Raw genomic sequence first — 17432 nt, 5'->3', positions numbered from 1 at the left:
CTGCGCTAGCACGGAGGGCTTTCCGCTCGCAAGCATGGCCCCGCCCGGGATGCCCCCCCGCGCCGCATGCATGGCCCCCGGGCCTGCCCCCGCTTGTCCTCGCCCCCCCGCTTCGCCACATTCCCCGCATGGCGGATACGATCCCGATCACCGTGAATGGCGAGCCCCGGCACATCCCGGCGCCCGTGACCTTGGCCGAGCTGCTGCTGCAGATCGGGCTCGATACGCGCAAGGTCGCGGTCGAGCGCAACCTCGAGATCGTCCCCCGCTCGACCTATGACGCCACGCGGCTCGCCGCCGGCGACCAGCTCGAGATCGTCCACTTCATCGGCGGAGGCTGACCATGGACAGCAACATCGACGCCGCGACTTTTCCCGACGACACCTGGGAGGTCGCCGGCCTCCGCTTCCGCTCCCGCCTGATCGTCGGCACCGGCCGCTACAAGGACCTGGAGGAGACCGGCCGGGCGATCGATGCCTCGGGCGCCGAGATCGTCACCGTCGCGGTCCGCCGGGTGAACCTCGGCGACCCCGCCGCGCCCATGCTGCAGGACTACGTCGACCCCAAGCGCTACACCTACCTGCCCAATACCGCCGGCTGCTTCACCGCCCAGGAGGCCGTCCGGACGCTGCGCCTGGCGCGCGAGGCCGGCGGCTGGAACCTAGTGAAGCTCGAGGTCCTCGGCCCGCCGCCCTTCCTCTATCCCGACATGCGGGCGACCTTCGAGGCGCTGGAGGTCCTGCTGAAGGACGGCTTCCAGGTCATGGTCTACTGCTCGGACGACCCGATCGCCGCCAAGCGGCTGGAGGAGATGGGGGCCGTCGCCGTCATGCCGCTTGGCGCCCCGATCGGCTCGGGCCTCGGGATCCAGAACCCGGTGATGATCCGCGCCATCATCGAGAACGCCAAGGTCCCGGTGCTGGTCGATGCCGGCGTCGGCACCGCCTCGGATGCCGCCATCGCCATGGAGCTGGGCTGCGAGGCGGTGCTGATGAACAGCGCCATCGCCCATGCCAAGGACCCCATCCGCATGGCCCGCGCCATGCAGGCGGCGGTGCAGGCGGGGCGGCTGTCCTACCTCGCCGGCCGGATGCCGCGGCAATATGCCGCCGATCCCTCCAGCCCGCTCTCCGGCCTGATTCGTTAAAGGCCGGAGTCCGAGGGGCGGCGGAGTCGCCGCCGGGGTTATTACCGGCCATCCGCCGTCCCGGCGCGCGGATCACCCGGAACAGCAGCGGCCCTTCGGAGGAGTTTCCGGCCGCCGCCGCCGGTTACTGGAAAATAATCCGCTACTTCCCGCGATTTCCGCTTTCAAGTCGGAGGGGTGGGCCCTATATGCCGCCTCAGACGCAGTACGCACGTGCCTCTGGCCCCAAGCCCACGGAACCCGGCGCCCCTCCACAACGGCGCAACTGAAACGGTCACCGCGGCGCAAGGTTTACGCAACGACGTCAAGCGTTCTGGCAACCCCGCAGGGCGCAGGTCTCGCGGTCCCCTTGGTCGCTGGTTCGTTCGACCGTTTCGTTAATCTGGGGCCGCGCCCGATCTTGGGGCGGTCCTTCCAGTCTGTGAAGGATGGTGCGATGACCCCCAAGGTCTCCCGCTTCCTGCGCGATGTCGCGCCGGCAACCCCGTGCCTCGTGCTCGACGTCGATCGGGTCGAGGAAAACTATCGGCGCCTCATGGCGGCGCTGCCGCTCGCGCGCATCTACTACGCGGTGAAGGCCAACCCGGCCGCGCCGGTGCTCTCGCGCCTGGTCGGCCTCGGCTCCTCCTTCGATGCCGCCAGCTTCGAGGAAATCCAGGCCTGCCTGGAGGCCGGCTCCGCCCCGGACTCGATCAGCTACGGCAACACGGTGAAGAAGGAGAGCGCGATCCGCGCCGCCTATGCCGCCGGCGTACGCATGTTCGCCTTCGACAGCGAGGCGGAACTGCGCAAGCTCGCCCGCTCCGCCCCCGGCGCCCGCGTCTACTGCCGCATCCTGGTCGGCAACCTCGGCGCCGAATGGCCGCTGTCGAAGAAGTTCGGCTGCGAGCTGGAGATGGCGCGCGAGCTGATGGTCCTCGCCGGCGAGCTCGGCCTCGACCCCTTCGGCCTCAGCTTCCATGTTGGCAGCCAGCAGACCCAGACCGCCGCCTATGAGGCTGCGATCGCCCGGGTCGCCATGCTCTTCACCGACCTGCGCGATGCCGGCGTGAAGGTGCGCATGGTCAACCTCGGCGGCGGCTATCCCGTGCGCTACCGCTCCGAGGTGCCGGAGATCGACGATTTCGGCGCCGCCATCATGGGCGCCATGACCGAGCATTTCGGCAATGCGCTGCCCGACATCGTCATCGAGCCGGGCCGCTTCATCGTCGGCGATGCCGGCGTGGTCAGCGCCGAGGTCGTGCTCGTTTCCCGCAAGGCGAAGGACGATCCGGTGCGCTGGGTCTATCTCGACATCGGCCGCTTCGGCGGCCTGGCCGAGACCGAGGGCGAGGCGATCAAGTATGCCTTCCGCACCCCGCACGACGGCGCCGCCGACGGCCCGGTGACCATCGCCGGCCCGACCTGCGACAGCACCGATACGCTGTACGAGAAGTCCAACTACCGCCTGCCGCTGGCGCTCGACTGCGGCGACCGGGTGGAGTTGCTGGCAACCGGCGCCTATGTCACGACCTATGCGAGCCAGGCCTTCAACGGCTTCCGCCCGCTGGCCGAGCATTACGTCTGAGTGCGATCGCCTGAGGTGGCTTCACCGGAAGGCGTGAATCGCACGACCAGCCGGAACCGGATCGGGGCCTAACCGGATCGGGCCGCACGCGGCCCGAATTCTCTCCGTTCCCAAGCCTCCTCCGGGCGCATAGTCTGGCGCCATGGACGAGATCGACCGGAACATCACCGTTGCCCTGCAATTGGATGGCAGTGCGGGGCTGGCGGAGTTGGCGAAGGTGGCGGGGCTTTCGGTCTCCGCCACGGCGGAACGGGTGAAGCGGCTGGAGGAACGCCGCGTCATCCGCGGCTGGCGCGCCGACCTCGACCCCGTCGCCGCCGGCTGCCCCTTGCTGGTGCATATCCTCGTCACCGTCGCCCCGGGCCGGGACGAGGCCGCCTTCCGCAAGGCGATGCGGCGGCAGGAGGCGGTGCTGGAATGCCATGCCATCACCGGCGACTGGACCTATCTGCTGAAGGTCCGCCTCGCCGATCTCCCGGCGCTCGACGCCTTCCTGAACGACGAGCTGCGGGCGCAATCCGGCGTGCAGCGGGTGGAGACGCTGCTGGCCATCGCCACGGTGAAGGAAACCTCCATCCTGCCGGTCGCCCCCGCCGACCCGGACGAATAGAAGCAGGCCGGGGGAATGCCTCCCCCGGCCTGCCGCCTTACTGCGCCGTCCGCACCGCCATCGCCGTGGTCCGCTCATCCATCCGCGCCTCGTAGCGCAGCCCGCGCCGCAGGGCCCAGCTGTTCATCAGCTGGAACATCGGGATGATGGCCTGGTCGTCCATCGCGGTCTTCACCGCCTCCCGCAGCAGCGCCTCGCGCGTCGGGTCGTCGATGGTCGCGGCCGCCCGCTCGGTCAGCGCATCCAGCGCCGGGTTGGAATAGCGCCCGGCATTGCTGGCTCCCGTCCGCTTCTCCCGGTCGAAGGTGCCGAGGATATTGACCAGGGCATAGGTCGCCTCGCCGGTCACGCTGCTCCAGCCGGACAGGCGGATGGCATAGTCCTGCCGGTTGGACCGCTGGGCGAAGCTCGCCCAGGGCACCGCCTCGACCTCGGTGCGGATGCCGATGCGGCTCCACATCTGCGCCACGGCCTGGGCCGCCTTGCTGTCGTTGGGATAGCGGTCGTTCGGGCTGTGCAGGGTCATGCGGAAGCCCTGGGGGAAGCCGGCCTCGGCCAGCAGCTTCTTCGCCCCCTCCGGGTCATAGGCCGGCGCGGCGATCGCCGGGTTGTAGCCGAAGGTCCCCGGCGGCAGCCATTGCCCGGTCGGCTGCGCCGTCCCCTCCATCACCCGCTCGGCCAGCGCCGGGCGGTTGATCGCCATGGACAGCGCCCGGCGCACCCGCAGGTCGTCGAAGGGGTTGGTCGCCAGCGGCTTGCCGTCGTTGTCGGTGATGAAGGGCACGTTGCCGCGGCGGGAGGCATCGAGCACCAGGTAGATCAGCCGCAGCCCCTGCACCTCGGAGACCACCACCTTGGAATCGCGCTTGAGCCGGGCAAGGTCGGTCGAGGGCACCTGGTCGATGATGTCGACGTCGCCGGCCAGCAGCGCCGCGGTCCGCGCCCCGTCGTTGCCGATGAAGCGGTAGTTCACCCGCGCCCAGGGCTCCGGCCCGCGGAAATAGCTGTCGTTCCGCGCCAGCTCGGTCCGGTCGCCGGAGCGGTAGGCGACCATCCGGTAGGGCCCGGTGCCGATCGCCGCGCGGCCGCTGTTGTAGTCCTCGGTCGCCGCGCCCTCGCCGACGTGGCGGGAGATGACGGCGACGGAGGCGAGCTCGGTCGGCAGCAGCGGATGCGGCCGCGCCGTATGGAAGCGGACGGTCAGCGGGTCCACCACCTCGACGCGCTCGATCGCCCGGACGAAGCCGCCGAAGCCGCCGGGGCTGTTCGGCACATTGGGCGTGCGCTGGATGGTGAAGGCGACGTCGTCGGCGGTGAAGGGCTTGCCGTCGTGCCAGGTGACGCCGGACCGCAGCTTGAACTCCCAGACCGTGTCGGAGACCACGCGCCAGCTCTCGGCCAGGCCGGGGAAGGGCTGCGCCTTGGCATCGCGCTCCACCAGCCGGTCGAAGATATGCATCGCCAGGCTGTTGTTGGGGGAGGCGTTGTAGAAATGCGGATCCACCGAGGTGACGGCGCCCCCGATCCCGATATTCAGCGTGGTGCCTTGTGACCAGGCGGGCAGGGCCGAACCCAGTAGCAGGGCGGCGGCGAGGGCAGGGCGGTGCATCGATGATTCTCCCGGATTGGCGCGGACACTAGCCGCCCGCGCGGCGCCGACCAAGGCTTGGCATCAGGCTTGCGAGCCCCGGCCCGGCGCGGATGCGCGGGACAGGAGCAGGGCCGATGAAACGCCGACCGATCCGCCCATGCGCCGGGGCAGTGCTACCATACTGGGCAGCATGGCCGGCACCCTGCCGAAAATCTGGTCATTCCCGTTCCGAATTCAGCGAAACCTAGCGAGAGGATTAACCGAATGCTAGTTTCGCCACTGCTGGGGCTTCCGAGGGACATAATGGCATACCACCGTCACGCGACCGGTCTGGCCGCTGCTCTGGCAATTGCGCTCGCCGCGCTGCCGGCAGGGGCCCCGGCGCAAGCACAGACCACGGGCACCCTGACCATGGGCGTCGGCGCCCCGGTCACCTCCATCGATCCGCACTACCACCAGCTCTCGCCCAATACCGCCGTGGCGCAGATGATCTTCAGCGGGCTGACCACGACTGATGGCCATGCCCGGGTCATTCCGGACCTCGCCGAGAGCTGGCGCGCGGTCGATGCCACCACCTGGGAATTCAAGCTGCGGCGGGGCGTGCGCTTCCACAACGGCTCCGACTTCACCGCCGAGGATGTCGCCTTCACCTTCGACCGTGTGCCGAAGGTGCCGAATTCGCCCTCCTCCTATGCCATCTACACCCGGCCGATCACCCGGGTGGAGATCGTCGACAGCCATACCCTGCGGCTGCATACCGCCTCGCCCTATCCGCTGATGCCGACCGACCTCGCCAGCGTGATGATCCTCGACCGCGAGACCCATGCGGCGGCGACGACCGAGGGCTTCAACGCCGGCCCCATGGCGATCGGCACCGGGCCCTTCCGCATGGTCAGCCACCGCAACGGCGACCGCATCGAGTTCGAGCGCAACGACGCCTACTTCGGCACCCAGCCCGCCTGGGCCCGGGTCAACTACCGGATGATCACCAACGACGCCGCCCGGACCTCGGCGCTGCTCGCCGGCGACGTCGACGTCATCGACCAGGTGCCGACCAGCGACCTCGCCAAGCTGCGCGGTGATGCGCGGCTCAGCCTGTCGGAGACCACCGGCCTCCGCCTCATCTTCCTCGGCCTCGACCACCTGCGGTCGGATGCCTCCCCCTTCGTCACCGACAACGACGGCAAGCCGATCCCGCGCAACCCGCTGCGCGACCCCCGCGTCCGCCGGGCGCTGTCCCTGATGATCGACCGCGGCGCCATCACCGAGCGGGTGATGGAAGGCGCCGCCATCCCGGCCGGGCAGTTCCTGCCCGAGGGCAGCTTCGGCTATGCCCCCGGCCTGAACCCGCCGCGGCAGGACGCGGAGGCGGCGAAGAAGCTGCTCGCCGAGGCCGGCTTCCCCCAGGGTTTCCGCATCACCCTGCACGGGCCGAACGACCGCTACCCGAACGACAGCCGCATCGTCCAGGCCATCGGCCAGATGTGGAGCCGGGCCGGGGTGCGCACCACCATCGAGGCGCAGCCCTGGACCACCTTCGTCGGCCGCGCCGCCCGCCAGGAATTCTCCTCCTTCCTGATCGGCTGGGGCACCTCCTCCGGCGAGGCATCCAACCCGCTGCGCAACCTCACCGCCACCTACGACCGCGAGAAGGGCTACGGCGCCTCCAACCGCGGTCGCTACTCGAATCCGGAGGCCGATCGCGTGCTGGACCAGGCCATGCGGGAATTGGACGACCCCAAGCGGGAGGCGCTGCTGCAGCAGGCGACCCGCATGGTCTTCGACGATGTCGGCATCATCCCCATCCATATCCAGAAGAACGCCTGGGCCATGCGCCGCGGCTTCGCGCATGAGGCCCGCGCCGACGAGCTGACCCGGGCGCAGGACGTCCGCCCGGCCGCCGCCCGATGACCGTCTTCCTGCTCCGCCGCCTGCTCCAGGCGGCCGCCGTCGTCCTCGTGATGTCGCTGCTGGTCTTCCTCGGCGTCTTCGCCGTCGGCGATCCGATCGAGATCCTCATCAGCCCCGAGGCCGACCAGTTCGAGCGCGAGCGCGCCATCAAGGCGCTCGGCCTCGACCTGCCGCTCTGGCAGCAGTACTTGGTCTTCCTCGGCAATGCGCTGCAGGGCGATCTCGGCCGGAGCTTCGTCTTCAACGAGCCGGCGCTGAAGCTCATCCTCGAACGCATGCCCGCGACCCTGGAGCTGGCGGTCGGCGCCACCCTGCTGGCGCTGCTCATCGGCCTGCCGCTCGGCCTCTATGCCGGGCTCAGGCCGAACGGCACCCTCTCCAAGGGCATCATGGCGACCAGCATCCTGGGCTTCTCGCTGCCCACCTTCTGGGTCGGGCTGATGCTCATCATGGTCTTCGCGGTGCAGCTGGGCTGGCTGCCCAGCACCGGCCGGGGCGAGACGGTGACCCTCCTCGGCACCCGCTGGTCCTTCCTCACCCTCGACGGCCTCGCCCACATGGCCATGCCGACGCTGAACCTGGCGCTGTTCAAGATCAGCCTCGTCATCCGCCTGACCCGCGCCGGCGTGCGCGAGACCATGCTGATGGACTACGTGAAATTCGCCCGCGCCAAGGGCCTCTCGCCCACGCGCGTCACCTTCGTCCACGTCTTCAAGAACATCCTGATCCCGGTCGTCACCGTGGTCGGCCTGGAGTTTGGCGGCACCATCGCCTTCTCCGTCGTGACGGAAAGCGTCTTCGCCTGGCCGGGCATGGGCAAGCTCATCATCGACAGCATCAACGTGCTCGATCGCCCGGTGATGGTCGCCTACCTCATGATGATCGTGCTGCTCTTCATCACCATCAACCTGCTGGTCGACATCACCTATTCCCTGCTCGACCCGCGGGTCCGGCTGGAGGGCAAGTCTTGAGCACCACCACCATCGCCGCGGCACCGCCGGTGCCGAAGGTCGAGACGCCGCTTCAGCGCTTCGTCTCCGAATTCTGCGCCTCCCGCATCGCCATGCTCGGCCTGCTGGTCTTCACCGCCATCGTGCTGATCGCCGTGCTGGCGCCCTGGATCGCGCCGCAGGATCCCTACGACCTCGCCCAGCTCGACATCATGGACGGGCGGATGGAGCCGGGGACGGTCGGCGGCGCCGGCTTCACCTATTGGCTCGGCACCGACGACCAGGGCCGCGACATGCTCTCGGGCATCATGTACGGGCTCCGCATCTCGCTCATGGTCGGTGCCGGCTCGGCCATCATCGCCTGCCTGGTCGGCGCCTCGCTCGGCATGATCGCCGCCTATGCCGGCGGCCGAACCGACAGCCTGCTGATGCGGCTGGTGGACCTGCAGCTCTCCTTCCCGGCCATCCTCGCCGCGCTGATGATCCTCGCCTTCCTCGGCAAGGGCATCTTCAACGTGGTGCTCGCGCTGGTCATCGTCGAATGGGCCTACTACGCCCGCACCGTGCGCGGCTCGGCGCTGGTCGAGCGGCGGCGGGAATACATCGAGGCGGCGCAGTGCCTGGCCCTGCCGACGCGCCGCATCATCTTCCGCCACCTGCTGCCCAATTGCCTGCCGCCGCTCATCGTCGTCGGCACCATGCAGGTGGCGCGTGCCATCGCGCTGGAGGCGACGCTCAGCTTCCTCGGCCTCGGCGTGCCGATCACCGAGCCCTCGCTCGGCCTGCTCATCGCCAACGGCTACGAATACATGCTGAGCGGCAAGTACTGGATCAGCTTCTACCCGGGGATCGCATTGCTGGTGACCATCGTCTCGATCAACCTCGTCGGCGACCAATTGCGCGATGTCCTGAACCCGAGGCTGAAGAAATGAGCGCCCCCACTCTCGAGGTCCGCAACCTCCGGACGCATTTCTTCACCCGCGGCGGCGTGGTGAAGGCGGTGGACGACGTCTCCTTCTCGGTGAAATCCGGGCAGGTCATGGGGCTAGTCGGCGAAAGCGGCTCCGGCAAGACCGTGACCGGCTTCTCCATCATCGGCCTGGTCGATGCCCCCGGCCGCATCACCGGCGGCCAGATCCTGTTCAAGGGCCGCGACCTGGCGACGCTCCCGGAAGCCGAGATGCGGGGCCTCCGCGGCAACCGCATCGCGATGATCTTCCAGGACCCGATGATGACCCTGAATCCGGTCCTCCGCATCGACACCCAGATGATCGAGACGGTGCAGGCCCATGCCAAGGTCAGCCGGGAGGAAGCCCGCCAGCGCTCCCGCGACGCCCTCGGCCAGGTCGGCATCCCCAGCCCGGACGAGCGGCTGCAGAGCTACCCGCACCAATTCTCCGGCGGCATGCGCCAGCGCGTCGCCATCGCCATCGCCCTGCTGCACAAGCCCGACGTCATCGTGGCGGACGAACCCACCACCGCGCTCGACGTCACCATCCAGGGCCAAATTTTGGCGGAGGCGCAGAAGCTCTGCACCCAATTCGGCACCGCCCTGGTCTGGATCACCCATGACCTGTCCGTGGTCGCCGGCCTCGCCGACGACATCGCCGTGATGTACGCCGGCAAGGTGGTGGAAAGCGGCCCGGTGGCGCAGGTGCTGGATGCGCCGCTGCATCCCTACACGCTCGGCCTCATCGGCTCCGTCCCCAGCCGCAACCGCCGGGGCGAGCCGCTGCGGCAGATCCCCGGCATGACGCCCTCCCTGCTCAACCTGCCGGCCGGCTGCGCCTTCCGCTCCCGCTGCCCCCGCGCCGAGCCCCGCTGCGCCGAGCCGCCGCCGATGGCGGAATACCGCCCCGGCCGCCTCGCCCGCTGCATCCACCCGCATGACGAGGAGGCCGTGGCCGCATGAGCGAGACCCTGGCACCGCCGCCCGCCGCCGCCACCCTGGCCGAGCCGATCATCGAGCTGCGCGGCGTCTCCAAGCGCTTCTCGAAGACGCTGGATTTCGCCGCCCGCTTCGCCCAGCGCCTCGGCGCCAATATCCGCGACGAGACCGTGCATGCGGTGGACGGCGTCGACCTCACCATCCGCAAGGGGGAGGTCGTCGGCCTGGTCGGCGAAAGCGGCTGCGGCAAGTCGACCCTCGGCCGCATGGTCGCCGGCATCATGCCGCCGAGCGACGGGACCATCCTCTGGCGCGGCCGCGACCTGAAGACGCTGAACGCGGCCGAGGCGAAGAATGCCAAGCTGCGCACCCAGATGATCTTCCAGGACCCCTATGCCTCGCTCAACCCGCGGCTGAAGGTGCAGGAGATCGTCGGCGAGGCGCCGCAGTACCACGGCATGATCCCGCGCGGCGACTACGAGGGCTACGTGGACGAGCAGCTCCGCCGCGCCGGCCTCGATCCCACCCTGAAGAAGCGCTACCCGCACCAGTTCAGCGGCGGCCAGCGCCAGCGCATCGGCATCGCCCGGGCGCTGGCGGTGCAGCCGGAATTCCTGGTCTGCGACGAGGCGGTGGCGGCGCTCGACGTCTCCATCCAGGCCCAGATCCTGAACCTGTTTATGAAGCTGCGGCGGGAGCTCGACCTCACCTACCTCTTCATCAGCCACGACCTCGGCGTGGTCGAGCACCTCAGCGACCGCGTCGTCATCATGTACCTCGGCCGGGTGGTGGAGGAGGCGCCCTCCGAGGAGGTCTTCCGCAAGCCCAACCACCCCTATACCCAGGCGCTACTGGCCGAGGTCCCCCGCATCGACGCCCGCAAGCGCGCCTTCGCCGGGGTGAAGGGCGAGATTCCCTCGCCGCTCAACCCGCCCAGCGGCTGCCACTTCCACCCGCGCTGCCCCTTCGCCTTCGATCGCTGCAGGGTGGAACGCCCGGCGCTGCGGCAGATCGGCCCCGGCCATCGCAGCGCCTGCCACCTGAACGACGCCGCATGAGGGCCGCGCTTCTCCTCGTCCTGCTGCTCGCCGGCTGTGCCGGCGGCGGCGGCACCAGCGGCGCCTATATCGGCGGCGGGGTCGGACCATCCCTGCGCGAGGATGGCCGCGCGCGCTAGGCCCGGCGCGCGGTGCCGTCCTGGTGCCGCGTTATCTCAGGAACACCAGGCCGAGGATCCCGAGCAGCAGGACGGTCGTGATGATGATCCAGGCGAGGAAAGGCTCGGGCGGCTGTTTCGTCATGCCATCTGTTTGCCGCCTGGACCGATAACGCGCATCTAACGTGCCGGGGAGTTTCGTTTCACGAGCTGCGCGTTCGAGTGAGAAGTCGGTGATCGGTCACGGCCGCTGCGAGCTTCGTGGCCATTATTTCACTCGCGGATCATCGGCAAGCCTGTGCAGGGTGCCGCCACCCGGCGCCAGCACCACCGGGCAGGGAGCCACTCCATGCCGATGCGCGCTTACCGGGCCTCCAGCGCCCATGTCACGAACAACCTCCTGCTCTGGATCGGCATCTCCCTCGCCGTCACCATCGCCTTTGGCCTGGGCGTCTGGCAGAACCCGGGATCCAATATCTGGGGCCATCTGACGGCGGCGGCCGGGATGTTCTCCGGCACGCTGGTGATGATCCAGAGCCAGGTCGGCTATGTCCCGCCGGTCTATGCCACCGCGGACGACGACCTCCCGCCTATGGCCTAGGCCGTTGCGTGTCGCGTGATGCTTGCCCTAGGCCGGCGGCGGCTGCGCCGCGGCCATGGCGAAGGCCGCGGCCCCCAGCAGCCCCAGCCCGCATAGCAGCCAGGGCACCGGCCCATAGCCGCCCGCGCCCTGCCACAGCAGGGCGATGGCGACGGGTGCCAGGGTGCGCGGCAGCACCGTGGCGACGCTCAGCGCCCCGGTGATGGCGCCATAGCCCTCCCGCCCCAGGATCTCCACCACCCCGGCGGCGCGGACGATGGTCATCAGCCCATCCGCCATGGCCCAGGCCAGGATGAACAGCACCAGCCAGGCGAAGGCCGGCGGGGCGAGCGCCAGCGCCAGCATCGCCAGCGGCACCAGCAGGGACGCGAGCCGCCCGACGCCCCGCATCGTCACCCGCGTCCCCAGCCCATAGAGCGCCGCCCGCGCCGCCACCTGGAAGGGCCCATGCAGCGCCACCAGCGCGAGCACCGAGGCCTCCGGCAGCCCCTTCTCCCGCAGCAGCGGGATCACATGCGCCCCGAGCCCCACGCCGATGAAGGCATGCGCCGCAAGCGCCCCGGCGATGCCGAGGAAGGCCCGCGACCGCACCGCCCGCGCCAGGCTGAAGCCGCCCCGCCCGGCCGCCCGGCCGCGCGCCGCATCCACCGGCAAGAGCCACAGCGCCAGCACCCCCGGGATGGCCTGCAGCCCCGCCAGGCACAGCAGCGCCCCGCGCCAGCCGAGCTGCTCGATCAGCAGCGCGGTCAGCGGGACGAAGATCGTATTGGTGAAGCCGGTGATGAAGGTGATGCCGGTGATGGCCTTCACCGGGTCCCGCGCCGTGGTCACCACCACCGCCATCGCCGGCCCCCAGAGGGCGCAGGCCTGCACCAGCCCCATCGCCGTCCAGATCGCCCAGAAGCCGGGCAGGGAGGTGGTCCGCGACAGCGCCAGCAGCAGCAGCGCCCCGCCCCAGCCGCCCAGCGCCAGCAGCCAGCGCCCGCCCCGCCGGTCCACCCAGCGCCCGACCGGGATGGCGACCAGGCCGGAGACCAGCAGCGCCAGGGTCAGCCCGGTATTGAAGGCGGTGCGGGACCAGCCGAATTCCGCCTCCAGCGGCGCCCCGAACAGCGGGAAGGAGGCGAACAGCGTGCCCCAGCCGATGGTCTGGCCCAGCGCGATGCAGGCCACCAGGCGCCGGTCGGACGCCGGCTTCGCAATCTCGGCTGGGGGAAAGCTGCCTTCCATCCCGGCAACCTAGAGGTGTTGGCTCAGACCGTGAACTGTTCCGCGATGATCCGCTCGCTCAAGCCATGGTCCGGGTCGAACAGCAGGGTCAGCGCCACGCTGCGGTCCTCCCGCACCTCCACCCGCCGCACGTCGCGCACCTCGGTGTAGTCGGCCACCGCCGCCACCGGCCGCTTCTCGGCCTCCAGGATCTCGAAGACCACCGCGGCATCGCCCGGCAGCAGCGCGCCGCGCCAGCGTCGCGGGCGGAAGGCGGAAATCGGCGTCAGCGGCAGCAGGTTCGCCCCTAGCGGCACGATCGGCCCATGCGCCGAAAGGTTGTAGGCGGTGCTGCCCGCCGGCGTCGCCACCAGCACGCCGTCGCAGATCAGCTCCCGCAGCCTTTCCTTGCCGTCGATCAGGATGCGGATCTTGGCCGCCTGCCGCGTCTCCCGCAGCAGCGAGACCTCGTTGATCGCCAGCGCCTCGGCCACCGTGCCATCCGCCGCCACCGCCCGCATCCGCAGCGGATGCAGCAGGGAGGCCTGCGCCTCCGCCAGCCGGGCCGGCAGCGCATCCTCGCGGTAGTCGTTCATCAGGAAGCCGACGCTGCCGCAATTCATCCCGTAGATCGGCAGGTTGAGGCCGAGCAGCTTGTGCTGCGTCTCCAGCATGCAGCCATCGCCGCCGAGCGCCACGATCGCCGCCGCCGTCTCCGCCGGCGCATCGCCATAGAGCGCGACCAGCCGCTTGCGTGCGTCGCAGGCCGTCTCCGTCGCGGCGGCGAGGAAGGCGATGCGTCCGGCGAAATCCTCCGGCCGCGGCACCGGCTGCGGCAGGGCCGGCGGGATGGCCAGGATCTCGTTCACGCGCGCATCACAGCGCGGGCGGCCTTGCGTCCGCATCGAAATCCACGCGCCTGGCGTCGCGATGCGCCAGCACCGGCATGTCCTTGCGCACCCGCGCCGTCACCGCCGGGTCCAGCCTTGCCGTCGCCCAGCCGATGCCGTCCGAGGCCTTGGCCACCACATGCCCCCAGGGGTCCGCCACCAGCGAATGCCCATAGACCGAGCGTGGCTGCCCCCGCTCCAGGTATTGCCCGGTCGAGGCCGCGGCGACGATCCAGCACTGCGTCTCGATGGCGCGGGCCCGCAGCAGCACCTCCCAATGGTCCTTGCCGGTCTGCAGGGTGAAGTTGGAGGGCACCAGAATCGCCTCCGCGCCCAGGCGCCGCAGCGCGACATACTGCTCGGCGAAGCGCATGTCGTAGCAGATGGTGCAGCCGAAGGTGATGCCGCCGGCCTCGAAGGTCACCAGCCGGTCGCCGGCGCCATACAGCGCGCTCTCGCGGTAGCCGGTGCCGTCGGGCGCCACGATGTCGAACATGTGGACCTTGCGGTAGCGGGCGATCTCGGCGCCGGCCGGGTCGAAGACCACCGTGGTGTTGAACAGCTTGTCCGGGTCGTCGCCCATTGCTGTCCCATGGGGCCCCGGCGCCTCGATCATCGAGCCGCCATGCACATGGATGCCATGCGCCCGCGCCAGCCCGCGCAGCAGCTCATAGGCCGGCCCGCCCTCGGCTCCATTCTTCGGCAACACCTCGGCCGCCGCCTGCCGGCTCTCCCGCCCGCCGCCGAGGTTGGTCCAGGTCTCCGGCAGGCTCACCAGCCCGGGCCGGTCGGCCGCGACGGCGGCCTCGACCAGCCGCCGCGCCTGGTCGAGGTTCGCCTGCTTCTCGCTGCCTTGATTCATCTGGATGACGCTGACGCGCATCGCCATTCTCCGCCGGATCGGCGCATCAAGCCCCGGCCGGGCCGCCAGGGCAAGGCACCTCGCTCAGCAAGGCACGGCGTTCAGCAAGGCACGGGGCTCAGAGGCGCGGCTCGGCCCGCCCCCGCCGCCCCGGCTCCGGCCAGGCGGCCGGCGGCGGCACCGGCGGGGTCGCCCGCATCACCGGCTCCTCCAGCGGCGGCCTCGGGCGCACCGGCATCTCCAGCCAGTCGTCGGAGGCCGAAGCACCGCGCCGCGGCGCCTCGGCCAGCCGCATGGACAGCAGCCGCAGCTCGCCCTGGATCTCATCCAGCTGCGCCTCCACCGATTCCAGCCGCCCCTTCACCCCGAAGACGCTGAAGGGCATCAGCAGATAGGCGAGGCCGACCAGCAGCAGCACCAGCAGCGCCAGCGGCCCGGTCCAGTCCGGCAGGCCGGGAATGGCCAGCTTGGCCGACAGTTCCTGCAACAGGCCCATCAACGCCCCTCAGCCCCCCGTCACGCTCATGTGCCGCGCCAGCGCCGGCTTCTCGTGCCGGCGGTCGATGATGAAGTCATGCCCCTTGGGCTTGCGCAGCATCGCCGCCTCGATCGCCGCATGCAGCCCGGCCTCGCCCACCGTCGGGTCGCGCAGCGGCGCCCGCAGGTCGGCCGCATCCTCCTGGCCGAGGCACATGTACAGCGTGCCGGTGCAGGTCAGCCGCACCCGGTTGCAGGTCTCGCAGAAATTATGGGTCATCGGCGTGATGAAGCCGAGCCGCTGGCCGGTCTCCTTCACCCTGAAGTACCGCGCCGGCCCACCGGTGCGATACTCCGTCTCCTCCAGCGTCCAATGCTCCCGCAGGCGGGACCGCACGACGGACAGCGGCAGGTACTGGTCGGTGCGGTCGCCGGTGATCTCGCCCAGCGGCATGGTCTCGATCAGCGTCAGGTCGCAGCCATGCTCGCCGCACCAGGTGATCATCCGGTCGTACTCATGCTCGTTCACGCCCTTCAGCGCGACGGCATTGACCTTCACCTCGAGGCCCGCGGCCTTCGCCGCGTGGATCCCCGCCATCACCTCGTCCAGCTTGCCCCAGCGGGTGACCGACTTGAACACCGCCGGGTCGAGCGTATCCATCGAGACGTTGATGCGCCGGATGCCCGCCGCATAAAGGTCGTCCGCCATCTTGGTCAGCTGGGTGCCGTTGGTGGTGATGGTGAGCTCCTTGAGCCCCCCACCCCCGATACGGCTTCCCAGGCTGCGCACCAGGCTGATGACGTTGCGCCGCACCAGCGGCTCGCCGCCGGTCAGCCGGATCTTCTCCACGCCCAGGTCGATGAAGGCGCCGCAAAGCCGGTCCAGCTCCTCGAGCGTCAGGACCTCCCGCTTGGGCAGGAAGGTCATGTCCTCCGCCATGCAATAGACGCAGCGGAGGTCGCAGCGGTCCGTGACGGAGACGCGGAGGTAGCTGATCCGTCGGCCGAACGGATCGATCATATGGTGAAACCCTTCAACGATACGGGGATCGGGTTCGACATTTGGACCCCCACCCCCCCCATCCGCAAGCCCCTGGCCATCCGCAAGCCCCTGGCCATTCGCGCCGCCTCAGCCCCGCTCCTCCGCCAGCAGTTCCAGCGTGACCAGGGCGGCATTGATCAGCACCTTGCCGGCATGCTCGAAATTCACCGTCACCCGGTCGCCCACCACGGATTGGATCTGCCCCACCCCCCAGTCCGGCAGGCTCGGGTGCCGCACGCGCATTCCGGGTTCGAGCAGGCCGGGCATGGAATCCCCTTGCGGCTGGGCAAATCGCCACCTTGCCAAGACGGTGGCGCAACGGTTCGCTAACCCCGGCAGGATAGCCCATGGGCTGGCCACAGGAAATGCGCGATGACCCCCAGCCTGGATACCCGCCTTGCCCGCATCCTCTGCGCCCGGCTCTGCCACGACCTGGGCGGCGCGGTCGGCGGGCTGTGCGGGACGCTGGACCTGGTGCAATCCCCGGACGAGGAGATGCTGGCCCTGGCGCGGGAGACCGGCGTGACGCTGCGCCAGCGGCTGCGGCTGTATGCCGCAGCCTGGGGCGGCCCGACCGTGGACCACGATGCCGCCAGCCTGGCCGCCATGCTGCTGGGCTGCCCGGCCTCCCCCCGGGTACGCTTCGACCTGGAAGGCCTCGCCCCCGGCGCCCTGCTGCCGGCCGTCCTCGTCCCCATCGCGCTCAACGCCGCCCTGCTGGCGGCGGAGGCCATGCCGCGCGGCGGCACCGTCTTCCTGTCCGGCACCGCGGAGGCCGGGCTGGTGGTGCTGCCCCAGCCGCTGCGCCCCGCCGGCGCCAGCGCGACGCCGGCGGCCTGGCCGGCGCCGCTGCTGGCCCTGCTCGCCGGCACCCCGCCCGAGGAGGTGCTGGCCGCCGGCCCGCGCCAGGTGGTGGCGCCGCTGCTGCTCGCGCTGCTGGCCGACGCGGGCTGGGACGCCAGCTTCGGCCTGGGCCGCGGGACCGGGCCGCTGCCCCTGCTGCTCGGCGCCCGCTGACGCCGCCTCCGGTTTACCGAATCTTCGCCCCTCGCACGGCATTCTCCCCCGGAGACTGCCCCGAGGACCGAAATGGACGATCTGCTCGCCGATTTCCTGACCGAAACGCAAGAAGGACTTGGCGCGCTGGATGCCGCCCTGGTGCGGCTGGAGCGATCGCCGGACGATGTGGCGACTCTCTCCGAGGTCTTCCGCATCGTCCATACCATCAAGGGCACCTGCGGCTTCCTCGGGCTGACCCGGATGGAGGCGGTGGCGCATGCCGGCGAAAGCGTGCTCGGCCGCTACCGCGACGGCACCCTGCGGGTCACCCAGGCCGGCATCTCGCTGATCCTCGCCGCGCTCGACTGCATCCGGGGCATCGTCGTCGGGCTGGAAGCGACCGGATCGGAGCCGGCCGGCAGCGATGCCGCGCTGATCGCCTCGCTGAATGCCGTGGCCTCCGGCGAGGATACCCCCGCGGCGGCACCCGCACCCGTCGCGGCCGCCCCGCCGCCGCCCGCCGCCGTGGCGC

General features: G+C 70.3%; 20 protein-coding genes. 13 read left to right on the top strand and 7 right to left on the bottom strand.

The genetic code is table 11. The features are described 5' to 3' along the window. Positions 1 to 128: 128 nt before the first annotated feature. From thiS to AC0IW9_RS01765, 4 genes are all read left to right on the top strand, one after another. Positions 129 to 341, top strand: a complete 213-nt coding sequence (gene thiS, locus AC0IW9_RS01780) for a sulfur carrier protein ThiS (protein WP_471646490.1) — start codon at positions 129 to 131, stop codon at positions 339 to 341. A gap of 2 nt (positions 342 to 343) precedes the next feature. Next, complete coding sequence (locus AC0IW9_RS01775) at positions 344 to 1147, top strand: thiazole synthase (RefSeq protein WP_471646489.1); 804 nt, start codon at positions 344 to 346, stop codon at positions 1145 to 1147. A 436-nt stretch (positions 1148 to 1583) separates the two neighbouring features. Continuing rightward, positions 1584 to 2714 (top strand): type III PLP-dependent enzyme, encoded by a 1131-nt coding sequence (locus AC0IW9_RS01770; RefSeq protein ID WP_471646488.1) that lies wholly within the window; start codon positions 1584 to 1586, stop codon positions 2712 to 2714. A gap of 142 nt (positions 2715 to 2856) precedes the next feature. Then, complete coding sequence (locus tag AC0IW9_RS01765; RefSeq protein WP_471646487.1) at positions 2857 to 3324, top strand: Lrp/AsnC family transcriptional regulator; 468 nt, start codon at positions 2857 to 2859, stop codon at positions 3322 to 3324. 37 nt (positions 3325 to 3361) lie between these two features. On the opposite strand, the gene AC0IW9_RS01760 is transcribed toward AC0IW9_RS01765, so the two are convergent. Then, positions 3362 to 4933: an ABC transporter substrate-binding protein gene (locus AC0IW9_RS01760; protein ID WP_471646486.1), complete on the bottom strand. Its 1572-nt coding sequence runs from the start codon at positions 4931 to 4933 to the stop codon at positions 3362 to 3364. Between the two features lie 285 nt (positions 4934 to 5218). On the opposite strand from AC0IW9_RS01760, the gene AC0IW9_RS01755 reads away from it, so the two are divergent. From AC0IW9_RS01755 to AC0IW9_RS01725, 7 genes are all read left to right on the top strand, one after another. Next, the gene (locus AC0IW9_RS01755) at positions 5219 to 6826 is read left to right on the top strand and encodes an ABC transporter substrate-binding protein (RefSeq protein WP_471646485.1); all 1608 of its coding nucleotides are present in this window, start codon (positions 5219 to 5221) and stop codon (positions 6824 to 6826) included. Next, positions 6823 to 7797: an ABC transporter permease gene (locus AC0IW9_RS01750; protein ID WP_471646484.1), complete on the top strand. Its 975-nt coding sequence runs from the start codon at positions 6823 to 6825 to the stop codon at positions 7795 to 7797. The genes AC0IW9_RS01755 and AC0IW9_RS01750 overlap by 4 nt, the downstream gene beginning before the upstream one ends. Beyond that, positions 7794 to 8708, top strand: a complete 915-nt coding sequence (locus tag AC0IW9_RS01745) for an ABC transporter permease (RefSeq protein ID WP_471646483.1) — start codon at positions 7794 to 7796, stop codon at positions 8706 to 8708. Before AC0IW9_RS01750 ends, AC0IW9_RS01745 begins: the two co-directional genes overlap by 4 nt. Then, positions 8705 to 9688, top strand: a complete 984-nt coding sequence (locus AC0IW9_RS01740; RefSeq protein WP_471646482.1) for an ABC transporter ATP-binding protein — start codon at positions 8705 to 8707, stop codon at positions 9686 to 9688. The genes AC0IW9_RS01745 and AC0IW9_RS01740 overlap by 4 nt, the downstream gene beginning before the upstream one ends. Next, a complete protein-coding gene (locus AC0IW9_RS01735; protein WP_471646481.1) occupies positions 9685 to 10722 on the top strand; it encodes an ABC transporter ATP-binding protein in 1038 nt (345 codons plus the stop codon). The genes AC0IW9_RS01740 and AC0IW9_RS01735 overlap by 4 nt, the downstream gene beginning before the upstream one ends. Continuing rightward, positions 10719 to 10841: a hypothetical protein gene (locus AC0IW9_RS01730; RefSeq protein ID WP_471646480.1), complete on the top strand. Its 123-nt coding sequence runs from the start codon at positions 10719 to 10721 to the stop codon at positions 10839 to 10841. The genes AC0IW9_RS01735 and AC0IW9_RS01730 overlap by 4 nt, the downstream gene beginning before the upstream one ends. Before the next feature lie 328 nt (positions 10842 to 11169). After that, complete coding sequence (locus AC0IW9_RS01725) at positions 11170 to 11421, top strand: hypothetical protein (protein WP_471646479.1); 252 nt, start codon at positions 11170 to 11172, stop codon at positions 11419 to 11421. Positions 11422 to 11448: 27 nt separating this feature from the next. Here AC0IW9_RS01725 and AC0IW9_RS01720 read toward each other — a convergent pair whose 3' ends face one another. From AC0IW9_RS01720 to AC0IW9_RS01695, 6 genes are all read right to left on the bottom strand, one after another. Continuing rightward, a complete protein-coding gene (locus AC0IW9_RS01720; RefSeq protein ID WP_471646478.1) occupies positions 11449 to 12651 on the bottom strand; it encodes an MFS transporter in 1203 nt (400 codons plus the stop codon). 23 nt (positions 12652 to 12674) lie between these two features. After that, positions 12675 to 13490, bottom strand: coding sequence for an NAD kinase (locus AC0IW9_RS01715; protein ID WP_471646721.1), 816 nt, complete (start codon positions 13488 to 13490; stop codon positions 12675 to 12677). Between the two features lie 16 nt (positions 13491 to 13506). Further along, positions 13507 to 14403, bottom strand: coding sequence for a carbon-nitrogen hydrolase family protein (locus AC0IW9_RS01710; RefSeq protein WP_471646477.1), 897 nt, complete (start codon positions 14401 to 14403; stop codon positions 13507 to 13509). A 97-nt stretch (positions 14404 to 14500) separates the two neighbouring features. Then, the gene (locus AC0IW9_RS01705; protein ID WP_471646476.1) at positions 14501 to 14878 is read right to left on the bottom strand and encodes a hypothetical protein; all 378 of its coding nucleotides are present in this window, start codon (positions 14876 to 14878) and stop codon (positions 14501 to 14503) included. 9 nt (positions 14879 to 14887) lie between these two features. Beyond that, positions 14888 to 15880 carry a GTP 3',8-cyclase MoaA gene (gene moaA, locus AC0IW9_RS01700; RefSeq protein ID WP_471646475.1) on the bottom strand — a complete coding sequence of 331 codons (993 nt, stop codon included), beginning with the start codon at positions 15878 to 15880 and terminating at the stop codon, positions 14888 to 14890. A 108-nt stretch (positions 15881 to 15988) separates the two neighbouring features. Next, positions 15989 to 16168 (bottom strand): DUF3553 domain-containing protein, encoded by a 180-nt coding sequence (locus tag AC0IW9_RS01695; protein ID WP_471646474.1) that lies wholly within the window; start codon positions 16166 to 16168, stop codon positions 15989 to 15991. A gap of 105 nt (positions 16169 to 16273) precedes the next feature. On the opposite strand from AC0IW9_RS01695, the gene AC0IW9_RS01690 reads away from it, so the two are divergent. Then, positions 16274 to 16918 carry a histidine phosphotransferase family protein gene (locus tag AC0IW9_RS01690; RefSeq protein ID WP_471646473.1) on the top strand — a complete coding sequence of 215 codons (645 nt, stop codon included), beginning with the start codon at positions 16274 to 16276 and terminating at the stop codon, positions 16916 to 16918. A 72-nt stretch (positions 16919 to 16990) separates the two neighbouring features. Further along, on the top strand, positions 16991 to 17432 hold a 442-nt coding region (locus tag AC0IW9_RS01685), incomplete at its 3' end, for an Hpt domain-containing protein (RefSeq protein WP_471646472.1).

Source organism: Belnapia sp. AC561 (assembly GCF_979252845.1).
Note: the sequence above shows the minus strand (reverse complement) of the source record. Positions and strands in the feature narration are given on the sequence as shown.